This is a genomic window from Saccharopolyspora sp. NPDC002376 (assembly GCF_053593195.1).
The window spans coordinates 1-18,534 of record NZ_JBSFBZ010000072.1 but is presented as its reverse complement, the minus strand read 5'-3'; the positions used below and the strand labels follow the sequence as shown (position 1 = coordinate 18,534).

The window sequence follows — 18,534 nt, the reverse complement described above, 5'->3', positions numbered from 1 at the left end:
GGCAAGATCGTGTCGTGCTGGAGCGAGGGGCTTTCCGGATCGGGCAGGAAATCGTCAAGCAGGTGGCCAGGGTTTGGTTGGGGCACCGGCGTGATGCTCGGGAACGCGGCAGCGAGCTCGTCGACTTGCTGGCGGTGAGCGTCACCGACAGGTTTCACCGGCGCAAGTTGGTGCGGCAGCTCGAGGACATCGGCGATCAGGTGGCAGTGCGGATGCAGCCGATGTTGGAACGCGAGAGCCACGATCTGCCCGAGAACGAGATCCGAGCCGCACTCGATGCTGCCGTGGACACGTTGAGTGCGGCGGATCTTACTGATCGAGCGCTGTTCGCCGCGGATGTGAACGCGACCAAGCTCGTGCGAGCGGTAGCTCGAACGGATCCGCACGCTGTCGATCGGGCCGGACTCGGTGAATCTGGCCGAGCACTCTACGAACGAGTCCTTGAGGAAGGCTGCGTGTGCTTGCTGCAGATCGTGCGGCAGCTGCCGGAATTCCAGCCCCGCGCAATGGTCGAGTTGCTGGACCGCATGGCCACCACAGCCGAACGCATCGAGCAGGTCCTCGAGCGCCTGCCCCGGACAGTGCCGGAGAGATCCGGCGGCAGAGCGAACGATGTCGAGTTCACACGCCGCTATCTGGGACTGGCCAGTGAGACGATGGACAGGTTGGAGCTGTTCGGTGTCGATGTGCGCCATTACCGTCCGCGGACGTCGGTGAGTATCGCTTATCTGAGCCTGTCGGTGACCGCCGCATCCTGGCGGGAACACGACTCTGGTCGCGGGCGAGGTGGCAGCGATCAGATGCGGATCGAGGAGGCGCTGTCCGATTCCCGGTTGACCTTGCTGCGCGGCGAGGCCGGCTCGGGCAAGACAACGCTGCTGCAGTGGATTGCCGTCAACGCGGCTCGGGCCGGGTTCACCGGGGAGCTCACTGACTGGAACGACAAGGTCCCGTTCATCGTCCCGCTGCGGGCCTACGCCGAAACACCTCTTCCCTGGCCGGAGGAGATCGCGGCGGCTAATGCGGGTCCGGTCGCCTCCGAGATCCCGGTCGGTTGGGCTGACCGCTGTTTCCAGTCCGGTGATGCGTTGTTACTGGTCGATGGGGTGGACGAGCTCACTCACCAGCGGCGGCGGAAAGTGCGCGACTGGCTGGAGCAGATGCTCACAGCCTTTCCAGCGATCACCCTCGTGGTGACCTCTCGTCCGAGCGCGGCGGAGGCGGACTGGCTTGATGATCAGGGATTCCACCCGGTGCTGCTGGAACCGATGACGCCGGCCGACATCGACGCGTTCTGCCGCCGATGGCACAACGCGGTGCGCGCTTCGGCGCGCCACGGCGTGGCCTTGCCGTGTACTCCGGCGGAACTGGCGGACTACGAGGCTGCGCTGGCGCGCCATCTGGATTCCAAACCGCATCTGCGCGCGCTGGCCACGACACCGCTGCTGTGCGCAATGTTGTGCGCGCTGAACCTGGACCGCCGCAAACAGCTGCCGCCCGACCGCATGAAGCTCTACGAGGCGGCGCTGGAGATGCTCGTCGAACGTCGCGACGCCGAACGCGACATCGCGCGGACTGATAGCCCGGACCTCGGAGCCAAGACAAAGATCGCGCTCTTGCAGTACCTGGCGTGGTGGCTTACCCAGTGCGGGCGCGCGGAGATCGACACCGAAAACGCCGTCGAGCGCATCGCCTTTGCGCTCACCCGCCTGCCCGCCGTGGACGCTGAACCGGAGGAGGTGCTGAGGTACCTGCTCGAACGCAGCGGTGTGATCCGCGAACCAGTCCTGGGCAGGATCGAGTTCGTACACCGCACCTTCCAGGAGTACCTGGCGGGAAAGCAGGCGGCCGAGGAACACCTCGCAGATCTGCTGGTGCGCAACGCCCACCTCGACCAGTGGCGAGAAACGGTAGTGATGGGCGCCGGGCATATGACTCCACGGCTGCGAGGCGACCTGCTCACGGGGCTGCTGGACCGGGCCGATCGAGAGTACCGACGGACCCGCCGTCTGCGATTGGTCGCGGCGGCCTGTCTGGAAACAGCCCACTCCGTCGCACCGGAGGTCGCCGGGAGGGTGGAAGTTGTGCTCGCCGAACTGACCCCGCCGCGCAACAAGCGGGAAGGGAGATCACTTTCACTGGCGGGTGAACAGGTCTTGCGCCACATGCCGAAGAGATTGGATGGGTTGAAACCCGGTTCGGCAAAAGCCTGTATCCGCACTGCGACATTCGTCAACAGCACCGCGGCCCTTGACCTCCTGTCCCGCTACGCCGAGGACGCGCGCGGTGCGGTGCAGGCGGAGCTTGCCGCTGCGTGGAAGTACCACAATCCCGAGGACTACGCCCGGAAAGTCCTCGCCGACGCACCGCTGCAGGGCGGGCGGATCTTGGTCGAGCGCCTCCAACACGTGCCGTTCCTACGGCTGTTGAAGAACCTGAGGGCTACGGACATCGATCTGGATCCCGACGACTATCCCGAGGACCTTCGCGCATTAGACGACGTGCCGAACTTGATAGCGCTTCGTATCCGCAGCGCGCCTTCGGATACGACTACTGTGGACATCGAACCTCTCGTTAGGCACGAGCAGCTGGCCATACTCAGGACAAACTTCCGCCGCCTCGCTCGGCTGGGTCCGGTCGAACGGCTCACCGCGCTCGACACCCTGAACATCGCCCCGCCAGCTGGGACATCCGACCTGTCCTTCCTGTATCCGCTCAGGAAGCTGCGCGGACTGGACCTCAGGCGATCCGAAGAGCTGCGCTCGTTGGACTCACTGCGTGGATGCGCGCCGCTCAGCAGGCTCGGAGTGTGGGATGCCCGCTCGCTCACGGACATCAGCACTCTCCGGACCATGCCGATGCTACGGCAGCTCTCGCTGAACGAAGCCCCGATCGGAGAGGAAGAGCTCGCTGAGGTGCTGCCCGCGCTATCGCAGCTGGATCACCTAAACCTGCATACGTGCACCTCGGTCTCCGACCTTACGGAAATCGCCAAGACGCCTGTCGCCACACTGTGGCTCTGGGGAACTTCGGCCCGGGATCTCACGCCGCTCACGGGAATGACGAGGCTGCGGGACCTCGCTCTCCCGTACAGCTCGGTGACCGACATCGGTCCGCTGGCCCAGTTGCCGAACCTAAAGAGACTCGACCTCCGCGGTGTTCCAGACGACCTCGACCTGTGTCCGCTCACGAACCGTTCGAAGCTGCTGGAGGTGTGGCTCAGCCCCGGCCAGAAACACGCCAGTGAGAACGCGACGCTGCCGAACCTGCTCATCAAACGCGTCTGAGGACGAGAGCCCACGCGGATACCCCCTGCTATTTGGTTCCCGCGGCCACGAGCACCAGGGCTAGGTCTGCATCTCCGCCAGCACGGCCCGTCGGTTTCCGTCCCGCATTCTCCGTGCGAGCAGGCTCATTCCGAGCTGTCGTCTGTGGCCGCGCAGCAGAGTCCGATCCATGTTGCTGCTGGTTCAGGCGGGATGGTGGAGGCAGCGGCGTCGATGGATGCAGACGTTCGACAGGGCGGAGGTCGTTCGACAAGGCGGAGGTCGGGTGATCCGACCGCGGGCCGGCGTGTCCTCGTCCCGGACTAGTCCATCTGGGTCCTCGTTGCCATGGTTTCCGATGACATCTTTCTGTCTGTTTGACAATAAGCTACGGTCGCTGCCATGTCCGATGGGTCTTGGTCGCCTCCCGCGGTGTTGGTCGCAGTTGATTTGGTCATCTTGACGCTGCGCGGTTCGGCGCTTCATGTCCTGCTAGTGGAGCGCGGTGTAGAGCCGTTCGTGGGTGATCAGGCTTTGCCTGGTGGGTTTCTGAGCAATGCGGGTGAGGACCTCCTGGCCGCTGCTCAGCGCGAGTTGCGCGAGGAGGCGGATCTGGATCCGTCGCGGCTGCACTTGGAGCAGTTGGGGACCTACGGGGCTCCTGGTCGTGATCCGCGCGGGCGAGTCGTTTCCGTGGCATACCTGGCGATCGCGCCTGGTCTGCCCGAGCCGGTCGCGGGGACTGACGCGGCGGGAGCGTCCTGGGTACCGGTCGATGGTGTCTTGTCCGGGCGCGCGCAGCTGGCGTTCGACCACCGGCAGATCGTGCTCGACGGTGTGGAGCGGGCTCGGGGCAAGCTGGAGCATTCGTCATTGGCTACCGCATTCTGCGACGAAACCTTCACCATCGCGGAGCTGCAGCAGGTCTATGAGGCGGTGTGGGGCGTGCAGCTCGACCCCCGCAACTTTTACCGCAAGGTCCAGAAGGTCCCGGGCTTCATCATCCCGGCACAGGGAGAGCGCAGGACGACGAAAGGGCGGCCCGCGCGATTGTTCCAGGCCGGACCTCGAAAGGTGCTGCATCCGCCTCTGGTGCGACCCGAACCAACAACGAGCGTTGAAGGGGATCGATGACGAAGAACATGGTGGTGGTCCTCACTGCCTTGAACCTCGAGTACGACGCTGTTCGCCGGCGTTTGGTCGATCTGCAGGTGCATCGCCACGAGCGGGGCACCCGCTTCGAAGTCGGCACGGTGCGGGGCACGACCTGCCGTGTGGCGCTGGGACTCACGGACAAAGGCAACCATCCCGCTGCGGTGTTGGCTGAGAGGGCGATTCAGGAGTTCTCGCCGGTGGCGGTGCTGTTCGTGGGTGTTGCCGGTGCTTTGTGGGACGACTTGCCGCTAGGAGATGTGGTGGTGGCAAAGCAGGTCTACGCCTACCACGGTGGCACCAGCGAAGACGACGGTCTCAAAGCCCGTCCGCGCATGTGGGAGGCCGAGCATCGGATCAGCCAGCTCGTCTCACATCTTGGCCGCACCGGTGACTGGTTGGACGGCGTGTCGGCTAGCCCCCACGTGCCGCAGGTGCACTTCGGCGCCATCGCCGCTGGAGAGATCGTGCACAACTCCCGTGTCTCCTACGAAGCGCAATGGGTCCGGCAGCACTTCAACGATGCGCTGGCGATCGAGATGGAATCGGCTGGCGTGGCGCAAGCCGGGCATCTCAGCGGCACTCCAGTAAGCATCGTGCGCGGCATCAGTGACAGGGCGGATGGGTCCAAGAGCACCAACACCGATCGAGCTTGGCAGCCGCGGGCCGCGGACAACGCGGCCGCCTTCGCCATCCGGCTTGCTGAAGAACTGATCAAGGAACAGGAGCACAACACGATGCGCGAATCCAACAGCGGCAAAGGACCTAGCAGCATCACCAACATCGCTTCGCGCTCCAGCCAGGTCGCGATCCAGGCCGGCTATGTCTCCGGGAACATCGTCTATATGGGTGGGGCGTCCCAAAACTCGACGCCGGCGGACCTCGGTGCAGAGCTGGCCGCCATCCGCGACCACCTCATGCGCGAGCGTTCCGCCGGCAACGTCGACGACACCACGTACGAGGCAGCACAGACCGAGCTCGACAACGCGAGCAAGGCGCTGGAGTCCAACACGCCAGAGGGCAAGAGCGCATTCATCGTCGCGCTCAAGCGGTTGCGTGGGCTCGTCGCCGACCTGGCAGACCTCGCAGCCAAGGTAGCTCCGTTGATCACGGCGGCGAACGGGTTGTCATGAACCCACCCGCCACGGCCACGAAGAACACCGCCGAGCCCGGAGCCACCGTGGGGATCCAGGCCGAAGAGGTGCACAACTCCACGGTGTACCAGGTACTTCCTGACGACCCGCCGAGCCGGAAGTACGAGATCGGTGTGCAGTTCCTCGACGACGGCGTACCCAGCCGGGCCCGAGACCTGATCGACGACGCGATCGCACAGGGACATGACACCGCAGAAGTCCGGTTCCACTGGGTGCTGGCCATGCTGAGCAAGCGGGCCTACCGCGACCTCACACCCCCCGAGCGGGACCAATTAGGACGCACAACCGACCTCCTCAGCATTTACGAGGATGATGAGTGGAAGCGTGCGTTATCAGCTATCTGCGACTTGCTGGACTGCCTGAAGGACTCGCACAGTGACCCCAGCGATGCGGTCAACAAGCTACTAGCGCTACGCGACTCCCAACGAGACAAGGTCGTCCGCCACCTGGACCTCGTCCTCACCGGCGGCATCAAGGACGCGGTCTGGGCTGAGGCCCGACACGCGGCCACAGAAGCACGGTTCGACCGGAACCGCCTCGACCGAGTATGGGCATATTTCCACCCCCGTCCGATCGGCGCACGAGCGCTACGGCCCGCCGCGGTGTTCACCACTGACACGGACTACATCCGCGCCGTCATCTGGTCGCTGCTTTTCGGCGTGGCCTTCGGGTATCTCGGCTGGCTGGTTCTGCAGCAGGCGGCAACGCTTCCGGTCCTCGCGTACCTGTTTGCGATCGCAGCCGGATACGTCGGATGTCGTAACGCGCTGGACTGGCACTACCGAAACGCGCGGCTGAGGGCCAAAGATCGCGTCTACCTCCCAACGATGTGGATCGACCGCAGCTCCGGTGACGGGTTCGCCAGCCAGGTGAGCCAGTTCTTCAGGTACTACTTCGGCAAATACGTGCCGAAGGGAACGTCCCGGGAGCAGTGGCTCAACGAGACCCACGGCATCCAGACCGCTTTGCGAAACGAGGTCGTGGAGCTCTACCGCGAAAACCGCACCGAGATCGATCGGGTCAACTGGTTGATCCGTCACCTCGTCAGCGACGTCCGGCGACGTTGGGAATCCGGAACACTGTGGTCCTACCGTGAGCGGTACCGAACACCGTCGTCGATGAAGGTGTGGTGCGTCCTCTCGTTCGTTGCTGCCGCCGCTGCGGTCGTAAGCGCGATTGACGCGGCATTGCAGACGGACGTGTTCCTGACGGCGTTCGCTGTGTGCGTTGCGCTGGTGAGCGGGCGAGCCGCAACGATGCGATGGCTGCACATCATCAGTGAGCGCCGACGGTACGCCGAGGACTATCAGGAGTACGAGGAAGCCCTGGAAGCTCGGATAGCGGCGTGCCAGCGCTGGAAGGACAAGCTGGATTCCACCCGTCCTGAAGAGCACGAGATGGAAGCCTGGCTCGACTACGACAAAACCATGGTCCTCGACGAAGCGCTCCGCCACTACCACCTGGCGTGGCGCGACATCATCGCCTACGCCTTCCTGCAGACGCCCGCGGCCAAGTACAAGCGAGCTCGAGTCCCTGGCGGCCCGTGGCGTTACTCGAAGTACGACATCCGCCTGTTCCTGATCACACAGGATGGTGTCCGCGAAGTCAGCACCGAGCTCGACTTTGAGCACGCGAACTTCAATGGTCAACAACGCAACAACTACCGCTTCGACGCTGTCTCTTCGGTCCACGTGGCTCGAGCAGGCCAGCTCAGCCACACCTTGCAACTGACTCTGACGAACGGACCCACCAGGGACATTCGCGTCATGGACCCGGCAAAGCAACGTGACGACGCAAGTGAAAGCCCGGGCGCGTTCTCCAAGTTGAACCTCGATGCCGCGGGATTCACCCACGCCCTGCACATCCTGGAAGGCATCGCGGCCGAGGGCAAAGGCTGGATCGACCGCGACCCCCATGCCAAGCGCAACGCCGGCGACCTTCCGTCGGCCGCCGACGGTATCGGACCTGCGGAAGGTGGTGCTGCCTGAACTGCCACTGGGATCCAACTCGGTGCACTGAGCTCGAGCTGGGGATCGAGGGGCAAGAGCTGACTCCTCGTTAAGACCTGAGCTCAGGTTCACGGCAGTGGCGGTAACCGGCATACTGCCTGAAGCAGTTTCAGGTTGATCGCTGGTCGGCGATGTGGATGGGGCCATGTCGTTCAGCGCTGGTAGGGGGTCCTGTGGGGCAGGAGGAGCGGCGGACGTCGTTCAACTCGATAAGTGGGGGAGTCTTCGGTCCTGCGTTCCAGACTGGCGAGATTCACGGTGATGTGCACTTCCACTCGGGCGCGCAGGACGGACAAGCTCGCACAGTCTGGGATTTCGTCAGTAGTAAACCGGGTGGTGATCGGGGGACAGCTGACCGCCAGACGGCTCGGAAACAGGTGGATTGGCCTGTTCTGGTGGGTGTCGTCCCGCAACTGGCGAGCTCCTTCCAGCACCGTGCCTTGAGTGAGGAGCTTGGGAACGAGCTGGAGCGTGAGTGGTCACAGGGCGACAAGCAGTCCGTACCCGAAGCGAGTCAAGGGCGCCGGCGGCATCATGTCCTGACCGGTTTGGGCGGGGTAGGAAAGACACAGCTTGCTGCCCAACTCGCTCAACGATTCGTACGGCAATGGCGGCAGGACCGCCACGGCCAGCTACTTGACCTGCTGGTGTGGATCACGGCCGACTCACGGGACGCGATTGTCAACGGCTACGCCCGAGTCGCCGGCAAGCTCGGCCTGCCCGAGGCGAACGACTTCGACGGTGACACCACCGCCAACCGGTGTCAGCACTTTCAAACATGGATGGAAACTACGTCCGGGCGGTGGCTCGTCATCCTCGATGATCTGCAGGACCCTCGTGATCTCAACGGCCTCTGGCCCCTCGATGCCGGCCATACGATCGTCACGACTCGCCGACGCGGCGAACCTGCCTTCGACGGACGACATGTCATCGAGGTCGGCTCGTTCGGCCGCCAAGAATCCCTCAACTACTTCCGTGACAAGCTCGGTGACCGCTACCAGGCCGAGGACGCGGCCAAACTCGCCAACGACCTCGTCTATCTTCCACTGGCTCTGGCACAGGCCGCCGCGTACATCGCCACGCGCGGCATCACCTGTTCGGAGTACCGACGTCGGCTAGCTGACAAAAGGCGACGGCTCGAGGACGTGTTCCCCGACGATGAGGGACTTCCAGACGAACACAAGACAACGTTAGCAGCGACCTGGTCCCTTTCGATCCACGCGGCCAACCAGCTCCGGCCGGTAGGACTGGCACGCCCGCTGCTCGAGCTGGCTTCACTCCTGGACGGCAACGGCATCCCTCTCGAGGTCTTCACGGCGCCACCGGTTCTGGACCACCTGAGCGCGATCACCTCGTACGAGGTGATCGACGCGGAACAGGTTGAAGGCGCGCTCTCGAACTTGCACCGTCTCAGCCTGGCGACTCGCGACACCGCGAGTTGGTATAGGCGACTTCGTGTGCATGCCCTCGTGCAACGCACGACCCGCGATGACATTCCCCAGCATCAGCCTCTTGACGCACTGGCATGGTGCGCAGCAGAGGCGCTCATGCGCCGCTGGCCGGCAGACATCCCAATCCCCGACCGCGAACTGGCAGATAACGCCAACAACCTTGAGCACCACACCAGACGCGAACTCTTGCAAGGGCCGGAAGGAGCGCACACCCTCCTGTACTGCCTCGGCCGAAGCAAGGGGAGATCGGAAAGCCCTGGCTCCGCGGTTGTCTACTTTGAGAGGCTCCTTGACGAGTCCATCCGTACCTTGGGCGATCAGCACACGGATACGTTGATCATTCGGTATGCCCTTGCGGGGTGGCGCCGCCGGGCAGGCGAAGCGTCGGCCGCTGTGGCGGAGTTGGAGGATGTGCTGGCCTTCGTGTTGGCACGGTTTGGCCACCAAGACCAACTCACGTTGATCATCCGGCACGAACTCGCACACTGTCGCCGCGCGGACGGTCATGTTTCTGGGGCGATTGCAGAGATGGAGGAGTTGCTGGCCGTGCACCTACAGGAGCTCGGTCCCAAGAACTCCACGACCTTGATCACCCGTCGCTATCTTGCAGACTGGCGAGCAGAGGATGGCGACATACCCGCAGCGATCGCGGAGTTGGAGGAACTGCTGGCAGCCCAGCGGCACGCGCTCGGCCCGGACCACACCGCGACGGTGAAGACACAGGACGACCTCGAAGAATGGCGTGACAGGGGAAAACGACTGACACAAGCGATCGGCGAGCTGGATGAGATCGCGGTCGCGCGACTGACGCTACTGGCACCGGACAACACCGCGGCGTTGACGCTTCAACGCAACCTCGCACGTTGGCGGGACTGGGCCGGTGACATTGCCGGAGCGATCACCCAACTGGAGATGCTCCTGACAACCCAGCGACAGGCATGCGGCGGTGAAAATCCTGCGACGTTGCTGACCCGGCGTCACCTCGCGAGCTGCCGCAGTCGAACCGGAGATCTCCGCGGAGCGATAGCGGAACTGGAGACCGCGCTCGAGGCTCAGCTACAGGTGCACGGGACAGACCATCGGTCCACGCTGGCTGTGCGGCACCACCTTGCGTTCACGCGCGCGGAGTCCGGAGACGTGGCAGAAGGAGCCATGCAGTTGGAAGAGGTGCTCGCCTCACAACTACACGCACTCGGCCCTAGGGATCCCGATACGTTGGCCACCCGCCACAGCCTCATCTTCCTACAAGGCCTCGCGGGTGACGCGGACGTAGCGATCACCAAGCTGGAAGAGCTGCTGGCGGAGAGACTCGCGGTTCTGGGGCCGGTGAGCCCCGTCACCCTAACGACTCGGCACAGCCTCGCGTTCTTCCGCGGCCAAACTGGCGATGCGACCGGTGCCGTCAGCGAGCTGGAAAAGGTACTAGCCGCCCAACAAGAGATACGTGGCGCCCGGCACCCCGACACACTCGCCACCCAGCAAGACCTCGAGTACTGGAGCGACCTCAACTGAACTGGTTCGTGCTTCAAAGTTATCCCGTAATCCCGGCACTTTGGGGTAGTCGATCACGAGCTGGCGCGCGTGATCGGTCGTGGTCAACGACATGTCGGACGTACCCGAATCAGGACGTGCACACACTCCATGATGCGCCTTGCTGGACCGGGCGCATTACGATCTGGGGAACAGAAGTGGAACAGCCAACAACGCGCACCCACAACAGCATTCAAGGCTCCATGAACAACGCGGTCCAAGCAGGAACAATTGTTGGACCGGTGAACCTGGCAACCCACCACCACCACAAGCAGGCGTACAACCCAGGACTGTTCTCAGTCGCCGCGCCTGTGCAGCGCCTAGCCGGAGACACTCGCCTCGCCCCCTACTCCGAGTAGTCGACATGGTCGGCAAGGCAGCCACGACTTGTCAACTAGCTGTGCTGGGGGGAAGTGCCTTCTCACTGAAGTCCTGTACCTGTGTTGCTCGGCGTGTCAGGACGCGACAGGCCGTGGTGGCCTCGATCTGGCGACTCTGATCGGCGTGGTCGAGTCTGCTTCATTCGTCCTGTTCGGTGTGAAACTCATTGTCGCGCCAGAATTTGACGAGCTGTGCATACAGGTCAGTACCGGATGGCGACTGGTGTGGGATGTAGAGCCGGACGAGATCCGCGTAGCTGGGGCGGAATCCGAACCAGATGTCGAATATCCGGAGCATGGTGTTCGGCCCGGGGGTGTGGTGGAGATGGAGGATGGTCAGTCCGTCGCCTGCTAGCTCGCTCTCCTTGCTGGCGCTGGATACGACGATCTTCCACAAGGGCTCCATCCCTGTGCCGAGGTCTCGGGTGATCGGTTCGTCGCCGACCCGGTCCAATGCGGCGGTGAGCGCGGGGGCGAGTTCGTCGAAGGATGAGGGCAGGTCCATGTCTGCCGCACGAGCACGTGAGACAGGCAGAACGTCGGTCATGAAGAGCTTACGAAGCCGGTCCTGGCCCTGCGGCCCGGTGTAATCGGCTGCCTGCCAGCAGGATGCGAGTTGCGCGCGAAGCGCATCCTGCTCGTCGATCCGGGGAGATGCATGCACGAAGAGTGTGTGCCGGGAGAACGAGTCTCTTACCTGCTGGGAACGGTGGATCTTCATCGCGCCTGTCAGCACAAACGCATCCATCGCAGCGAGCAAGCCGCTGTCGTCGCAATCGACCCGGCGGACAAAAGCTTTCTCCCCGGATGTAGCCATATCCCTCGACCCATCAGGCACATCGTCGGCGTCGTAGAAGGTGTCCGGTCCCAGAAAGCCTGGAAACCTAGGCGCGCGCACCATGAAATTCGCTCGGTCGACGGTGGCTTGGTCGAGGTAGGAACTGCTTGTGTAGGCGACGTACTGGGCTCGGGGCAGAGCGTCGAGCAACGACTTGACCTGCTGATCGACGGTAGAACCAGGCTGAGTGGTATCTGTGTCGAAGTCGACTACGAGAGCGGGGATCTCGGCACGCTGGGTCGGGTTGGCATGCAGGTCCGCTGTCAGCTTCCGTAGTACTGCGCTGTTCTTCTTGATGACTAGCAAACGCGTCGCTGCACCAGGCAGATTTTCTGGCGAGTTCAGGGGAAGGTCCGGCTGCTGCTTCTCGAAAGTGAGATCACGTAGCAGGGGACCGAGCCTGCCGTAGTCAAGATCCTGCCCAGTGAGACTTATGACGCCGGGCGCTTCAGGTATCGACGGAAGCTCGTTGTCCAGTCGTTGCTGGACCTGCCGGCGGACCACGTTCCGGTTTCCGGCTAGTACGATCACGAGCCGGTAGCCCGCGTCGATCGCCTTGGCAATTAGTCCGATCGCAGCAGTTGTTCGACCGCCCCCGGCTTCATACAAGACCAAGCCGCGGTGATGCTCAGGCTTTGCAGTACAGGGGGCGGCAAGTTCGGCGAGAACGTCGTTTGCCACGGATTCGGTGTAAGTGATGGCCCGAGGTGACCAGCCGCGCAGTGCGAGGGCACTCCGGTAGAAGTGCCAATAGGAGTTGCTAGCTCGGTCCGTGACCGGATGCTGCGCGCTGGCCGCCGAGCCATCGAGGCGCACCAGGAGCGCGTCACGTTCACGCTCAAGCGCGGTGATCCGTTCCTTCGCTGAGCTCAGTTGGTGCTGCAAGGCTTCCACCACTGCGGGCTGGCGATTCCGGAGGAAGTGGTTCTCTTCGAGTAACTCCTGATACTGGAGCTCGGAGACCTTGAGACGCTCTCGAAGCGCGGTGGCCTGCTTCTGCAAGCGCTTGGCGTGGCCCCACGTCCCGCTGTGTGCGTCCTGGGCAGCGTACAGCAGCTCCAAGAGCTGTTCAGGTTGACCAGCCTGCGGAGTCCCTAGACACAGCTGAACCTCATCAATGAGGTCGTTGATGAATTCCTCGGAGGGCAGCACTGCACCGCTGAAGTAACGGGTCACTGTGCTCGGTTGTAGCGCCTGCTTCCTGGCGTATCCGCTCGCCGAGATACCACCGAGCAGTGCGAATTGCTCGCGCAGCGCGACGGCGAGCGCGCGGCGTTGGTCGGGCAGGTCTGGGCTTAGCGGCGCAAATTGGCCTGAGGTGTGCTGCACCTGCCTAGTCATATCGCGTCAGACAGGTCCTCGGCAGGCGTTGCATCGACTTCTGCAACGCGTTGCGTTCGATGCATCATCACGCTGAGTGGCAGGCTGATCAGCGATGTCGGCATGGACGCACGCCGGCCCCAAGTCTGCTCGTCGGCGTACCGCACGAGCTGCGACGCCCCCCATTGACGTGAGTCCTTAAAGGAGTAGCCATCGTGGCTAGCGATGACGAGAAGCCGAGTTCGCTCCTGACCATGCGCAGCGCCCTAATTTTCCTGTGTGCGCTCGTTTCAGGCATCGGAGCAAGTGTCCTGACAGCCCTGGCCGGACATTCGTCCTACGAAGCAACACTGGTCGGCGTAGGTGCAGGCGCGACCAAGTTCTTTCACTGGATGATCCGATGACACACTGAACAACAGGTGTAGGACTTGCGCTGCGTCAGCGCCAAGCACGCTTGTGAAAATCGTGCCCGGTCACAGCCCCAGTAGCAGCACGGACACGACTCCGGAAGCGCCGTACGACGAGGTTGATACCCCGCTGCTCGAGAAGGCCTACCGGCTCGAAGCCGAACACTGGTTGAAGCCGGATTCGGCGACGGCGCCGTGGGTGCGGTGGATGTTCGCCGAGCGGGCGCAGGGTCGGTCGGTGGCATCGTTGGCGCGGGAGCTCAACTCCCGTGGTGTGCCGTGCCCGGCCGATGCGGATCAGGCCCGCAACTCACGTCGCTCGGGGCAGGGGTGGATTGCCCGCACTATTGCGCTGATTTTGGAGAATCCGCGCTACACGGGCCGGCAGGTCTGGAACCGGCACTCCACCCAGGGCCACGGCGCCGGAGGGCGGACGGGTGGCCGAGGATCAGGGGTAGTGCGTCGGACTGCGGTGCGGGAGTGGGAAGTTTCCGAGCGGCGGTCTCATCCGGCGTTGGTCGATGAGTCCACGTTCCTTGCGGTGCAACGGATCCGTGCTGCACGGCCGACCATGGACGGCGAGGCGCGCACGTACGAGTTGCCTGATCTGGTGGTGTGCGGGGAGTGCGACCGTCGTATGGACGCGCACTGGGTGCATGGTCGTGCCGGGTATCGCTGCCGCCACGGTTACAAGGCAGGCTTACCGCGGCCGAGTCCGGTGCCCCGTCACGTGTACGTCCGTGAGGATCACCTTCGTGACGCCTTACCCGGCCTACTCAGCCAGCAACCTGGGGAACCACCCGACGATGAGGCGGGCAACGACGTTGGTGATTATCTTCGCCGCGTAGGGCTGGAGATCGTGTGCGGCCACGAAGGCTGGCGTCTCAGGCCCGTACCAGGCTGTCCAGCTCCCGAGCTGATCGCCTCGCCCGGCGAGAACCCTTCCGCGCTCGAGACGGACTCCACCGTCGAGCGTCAGAAGAAAAACCCCGCTAGCGGCAGTGAGGAGCGCTAGCCTCCGAGTCGGAAAACCCGTGGGGTAAGAGAGTGTCCGAGGGACTTGAACCCCCACCAGTGGGAGGAATCCCCGAACCGGGGATTCGTCTTCATGGCGGCGATGTTAGTGCTGAGCGCCTCGCCTGTCCAAAGATTCAGCCTGCTTCTGAGGGCTTAGCCCGATCAGATGGAGCTGTTGTTGCGTTCGTGCGCTGGGTTAAGCCATCTCCGCGTGCGTGTGACCGAGCCTTTCGAGGTGCAGGGCTCGACGGTGACGTGACCGCGGGACCATCTCCGCAGGAATGGGGGCAGGGCCGACGCCCCTGGCGTCCGGGACCTACTCATGTAGGAAGAACCATCCCTGAGTGCGCGGGGCCGAGACCATGGACACGCTAGCTCTCAAGCTCGCACAGTGGATCAGCCCAAGAGGGTCTATGTTCGCGAAGACCACCTGCTGGCCCAGGTCATAGCCAATTTGACCGGCACGCTTCTGGATGATCCACTACCGCAGCTCGGCGGCGACGCGCAACAACTCGCTCAGTTCCTGTGCGACCACCACGCTCTGATCATCATCTACAACAAGAACAGCTCGGTCGTGACATCTGACCGTGGGATGCGGGATGCGGGATAGGCGTAGCAGCGGGACGGGACCGAGAGAGCTCACTCCGTCCGTAGCCCTCGACAAGAAGTGACCATACGGGGGACTATCCGTGTCCTTCCTTGATTGTAGTCTGCGGGGATGGCTAGTGAAATCACGGTGCAGACCCCGGATGAACCACCATCGCTTACCGCTGAAGTGGCCATGATCTTGTTGGAAATTCTTGAAGAGCTTCACGAAAAGCGATGCGGAGGGGAATTCTTGGATGATCCCGAAGGCTAGTTAGAAGCTCTGACTCCGGATCGTTGCACGATGCGTCAGGTCCGGGATGTTAGCGGACGCTTCTTGCTGCTTCGCGAAATGGGCGAGTAGGCAATTCAGTTAGACACGGTCCCTCCTTCTGTCTCTGCTAGAGCGCGACTATTGCCTCGAAAACGGCAGACTCTCCGACGAATCCGGGGCGGATCACTCGTCTTTTTCCCGCCTGGCTTCGTTGTTCTCCCGAGAATTCCCGCTGTCTTTGGCTCGTGGCGGATGGCCTCGAACAAGGCCCGCGTCCGGGTACAGATTCCGCCTGGCTTCGTTGTTCAACTTCCGTTGACTTGACGTCTGGTGAGCTGAGGCGGCGGGTGGTTCGTACTCCAAGCCTGGTTCTCCAACGTGGGTGAGCCGATGGAAGGTCTGGTCACCACTACGGCAGGCGGGTTGCGCGACGAGAAGCGGTGCACGGCTTGCGCGGATCGCCGCAAAGGCTGGCTGGGCAGAACCGTGATTCGGCGGTCTTGGCTTCTTCTTTGACAGGTACTGATGGCTATCTGCTTTCCTGGGGAATGTTGCGATCTTCGTGAGTTCTTGCGGACTGGCGCCACCGGCGCCGTACGAGAACGAGCACCCCCTGCCGCTGGTTGCGATCTTTGCCAGCCCTCCGGGGCTGGCGAGGATCGCAACACCGACCTCGATACCCTCACCCTGAGTTGGCACGAGTGGCGCCAGCCCTCTGGGGCTGGCGAGGATCGCAACACGATGCTCACTCAGCCCGCGAAGGGCGCGTTGCGTGGCGCCAGCCCCTCCAGGGCTGGCGAGTATCGCAACGTGCGTGGGATGGACACCTACGCCGAAGCCGGGGTCGACCCTCGCCAGCCCTTCGGGGCTAGCGAGGATCGCAACGACGAAGCGCTCTGGGAGGATCTGGCGGAAATCACGGCTGTGGCGCCAGCCCTCCGGGGCTGGCGAGGATCGCAACGCCGCCGACGCTGGACAGCAGTTCGCCACCAGCAGTGGCGCCAGCCCTTCGGGGCTGGCGAGGATCGCAACACGATCTCGGCGTAGTAGCCCGCGTTCGCCGCAGTCGGCGGCGCCAACCCTCGGCGGCTGGCGAGGATCGCAACAAACGCTCGCTGGGCACTGGCCTGATGAACCTACGTGGCGCCAGCCCTTCGGGGCTGGCGAGGATCGCAACGATGGGTGGCGAATGTACGGTGATCCGCCGTATTGGGGGAGCTCCAGTACTGGAGCTCGTAGCCTAGGGCACCGGCCCGGCGGGTTAAACGTGGATTCCGGCGTTGAACACGAAGAAGCCGTTGCGGTGTGTCAAGAGCTTGGTCAGGTCGCCGAGGGTCCGGTGTCGTTGCTGAAGTCGATGTGGTCGCGGGGCCGAGTGGGCGGGTCACTTGCCCAGCGCTTTTGCGAACGGCGTCCAGAATGGACACAAGGAGATCAGCGTACAGCGCTGGTTCTGCTTGTCCAGGGCCAGTTTCGTATTCGGCTTACTGAGGGTGAAGCATATCTACAAGAACCCGGCGATTATGTTCTGTGGGGACCTGGCATTGACCACAGTTGGGAAGCGATCACCGATGCCGTGGTGCCAGGCCGGGAGTCACCTTGCCCGGGCTTGCGCCACTTGCATGGAACGAGTCTGGCGGTGCCAGTCGGTCCGATCTCAGCGCCGCGGTAGTGAGTCCAAGCTGGGCTGTGGGAGCGCAGCGTTTTGGTGTTATGGCAGTGCTGCTCAGGGCCGGAGTTTGTCGGTAGGTTCTGGGAACCTGATGGCATGTCGATCGTTGATCAGGCTCGGCGTCCTACGAGCGTGCTGTGTCGTTTGCTGAAAGATCGCCTGCCTCATCGTGGTGAGGTCGAGGCCGGATGGGCGGAGATGCTGCAAGCGACGCCTGGTCCGGAGTGCGGTTTGCGCGAAAGGTGGGATGATCTTGGTCGGGCTCTGGAACTTCGCATTGGTCTCGATCTCTGCCAGCGTCCTGAACCTTCGGGGTTGCTGACCTATCTTCCGGCGAAGCGGTACGCAGAACTGCTGTCATCGGTAGGGATGAAGCGGAAGGCGGCTCGTGAGTTGCCTGCTGCCATCACCAATGATCCGGTCTTGATGGACTGGGTACGCGCACCCGGACCGCAGCCTGTTGACGAGGAGAGGGAACTACGTGCGTTGACGGCATGCCTGGACCTGATGGAGGTCAGGGATCTTTCCCATAATCATCGAGACTGGTCGGTTGAACAGCGACGGTTCTGGTTCGTTGCCGCCACGGAAGGAGGCTCTCTGGGGGCTGAGCACGAGGCAAGAGACACGCTGGGCAAAGCGTGGGCCCAGTACGTGGTGCAGGGGCGCGAAGCGTTTCACGAACTGGGAGATCGTGTTCTCGTAGCGCCCGAGATCGCCAGTGGGTTTGGCACTGGTGATCTCGTCGTCGGCGATGCGCTGGTCGATATCAAGCTCACCAGAGAATCCGCGCCACCAGTGGACAAATGGCTGCGACAACTCCTGGGCTATCTGCTCCTAGACTGGGACGACGTGCTGCGCATCGAAACACTGGCTGTGTACGCGGGTTGGCAGGGGCTCATGCTGAGTTGCCCGGTGAATGAACTACTAACAGCGGCAAGTTCTGGGCCAACTCCGACCCTGGATGCTCTGCGCGAGGAGTTTCGCGCTGCCCTGCGCCCTGACTTTGCCTCGTTCATCACTAGGAAACGTCGACAACGGCAACGCTGAGGGGAAGAACGATTTCCTGGCTCTGTTCACGAATACGGACAGCACGTGCTCACGAACTCCGAAAGCACAGCCAGCGCTCGGGACGCGATGTTCACGAGCTCGGGCGTTAGCGGGCGTGAAAGCCGACAGCGGTGCCGTGTCTGCCCCCTGTCCGTGCAGCCAGCTTCTTTTCTTAGCCCACCACCGACCGGCGGATCGTCGGGCGACCGGCGCCGCACCAGTGCTGTTGTTTCTCGTGAACATCGCAGGTCCAGCCACGGACTGACGCCTGTCGAAAATCACTGACGCCTGTCGAAAATCATCGACAAACGCTGTCGCCCAACGTGAATGAAGGTCGCTAAAGCTTGTCCCGTAATGATCGAATTTTGGTGGCATGCATGGAAAAGCATGGCTTACGGCGTGGCGGGTGGCGTTCAGTGGGTCATGGTGAGG

The 18,534-nt window shown here is 63.1% G+C and carries 12 protein-coding genes; 11 read left to right on the top strand and 1 reads right to left on the bottom strand.

Annotated elements, in window-relative coordinates:
• Positions 1-14 precede the first annotated feature (14 nt).
• From ACWCO2_RS32450 to ACWCO2_RS32430, 5 genes are all read left to right on the top strand, one after another.
• Complete coding sequence (locus tag ACWCO2_RS32450; RefSeq protein WP_450131610.1) at positions 15-3,287, top strand: NACHT domain-containing protein; 3,273 nt, start codon at positions 15-17, stop codon at positions 3,285-3,287.
• Between the two features lie 381 nt (positions 3,288-3,668).
• Complete coding sequence (locus ACWCO2_RS32445) at positions 3,669-4,400, top strand: NUDIX hydrolase (protein WP_450131609.1); 732 nt, start codon at positions 3,669-3,671, stop codon at positions 4,398-4,400.
• The gene (locus ACWCO2_RS32440; protein ID WP_450131608.1) at positions 4,397-5,551 is read left to right on the top strand and encodes a 5'-methylthioadenosine/S-adenosylhomocysteine nucleosidase family protein; all 1,155 of its coding nucleotides are present in this window, start codon (positions 4,397-4,399) and stop codon (positions 5,549-5,551) included. The genes ACWCO2_RS32445 and ACWCO2_RS32440 overlap by 4 nt, the downstream gene beginning before the upstream one ends.
• Complete coding sequence (locus tag ACWCO2_RS32435) at positions 5,548-7,560, top strand: hypothetical protein (protein ID WP_450131607.1); 2,013 nt, start codon at positions 5,548-5,550, stop codon at positions 7,558-7,560. Before ACWCO2_RS32440 ends, ACWCO2_RS32435 begins: the two co-directional genes overlap by 4 nt.
• A 194-nt stretch (positions 7,561-7,754) precedes the next feature.
• Positions 7,755-10,544 carry a tetratricopeptide repeat protein gene (locus ACWCO2_RS32430; RefSeq protein WP_450131606.1) on the top strand — a complete coding sequence of 930 codons (2,790 nt, stop codon included), beginning with the start codon at positions 7,755-7,757 and terminating at the stop codon, positions 10,542-10,544.
• 537 nt (positions 10,545-11,081) lie between these two features.
• On the opposite strand, the gene ACWCO2_RS32425 is transcribed toward ACWCO2_RS32430, so the two are convergent.
• Positions 11,082-13,109 carry a Z1 domain-containing protein gene (locus tag ACWCO2_RS32425; RefSeq protein WP_450131605.1) on the bottom strand — a complete coding sequence of 676 codons (2,028 nt, stop codon included), beginning with the start codon at positions 13,107-13,109 and terminating at the stop codon, positions 11,082-11,084.
• A gap of 206 nt (positions 13,110-13,315) precedes the next feature.
• Between ACWCO2_RS32425 and ACWCO2_RS32420 the strand changes: the two genes are divergently transcribed.
• The 6 genes from ACWCO2_RS32420 to ACWCO2_RS32395 all read left to right on the top strand — a co-directional run bounded on the left by ACWCO2_RS32420 (position 13,316) and on the right by ACWCO2_RS32395 (position 18,102).
• Positions 13,316-13,504, top strand: a complete 189-nt coding sequence (locus ACWCO2_RS32420) for a hypothetical protein (RefSeq protein WP_450131604.1) — start codon at positions 13,316-13,318, stop codon at positions 13,502-13,504.
• Positions 13,505-13,565: 61 nt separating this feature from the next.
• Positions 13,566-14,522 carry a recombinase family protein gene (locus ACWCO2_RS32415; RefSeq protein WP_450131603.1) on the top strand — a complete coding sequence of 319 codons (957 nt, stop codon included), beginning with the start codon at positions 13,566-13,568 and terminating at the stop codon, positions 14,520-14,522.
• Positions 14,523-14,915: 393 nt separating this feature from the next.
• The gene (locus ACWCO2_RS32410; protein WP_450131602.1) at positions 14,916-15,134 is read left to right on the top strand and encodes a hypothetical protein; all 219 of its coding nucleotides are present in this window, start codon (positions 14,916-14,918) and stop codon (positions 15,132-15,134) included.
• A 108-nt stretch (positions 15,135-15,242) separates the two neighbouring features.
• A complete protein-coding gene (locus ACWCO2_RS32405) occupies positions 15,243-15,383 on the top strand; it encodes a hypothetical protein (RefSeq protein ID WP_450131601.1) in 141 nt (46 codons plus the stop codon).
• Positions 15,384-16,202: 819 nt separating this feature from the next.
• Complete coding sequence (locus tag ACWCO2_RS32400) at positions 16,203-16,430, top strand: hypothetical protein (RefSeq protein ID WP_450131600.1); 228 nt, start codon at positions 16,203-16,205, stop codon at positions 16,428-16,430.
• Between the two features lie 721 nt (positions 16,431-17,151).
• Positions 17,152-18,102 carry a hypothetical protein gene (locus ACWCO2_RS32395; protein WP_450131599.1) on the top strand — a complete coding sequence of 317 codons (951 nt, stop codon included), beginning with the start codon at positions 17,152-17,154 and terminating at the stop codon, positions 18,100-18,102.
• The last annotated feature ends 432 nt before the right edge of the window (positions 18,103-18,534 follow it).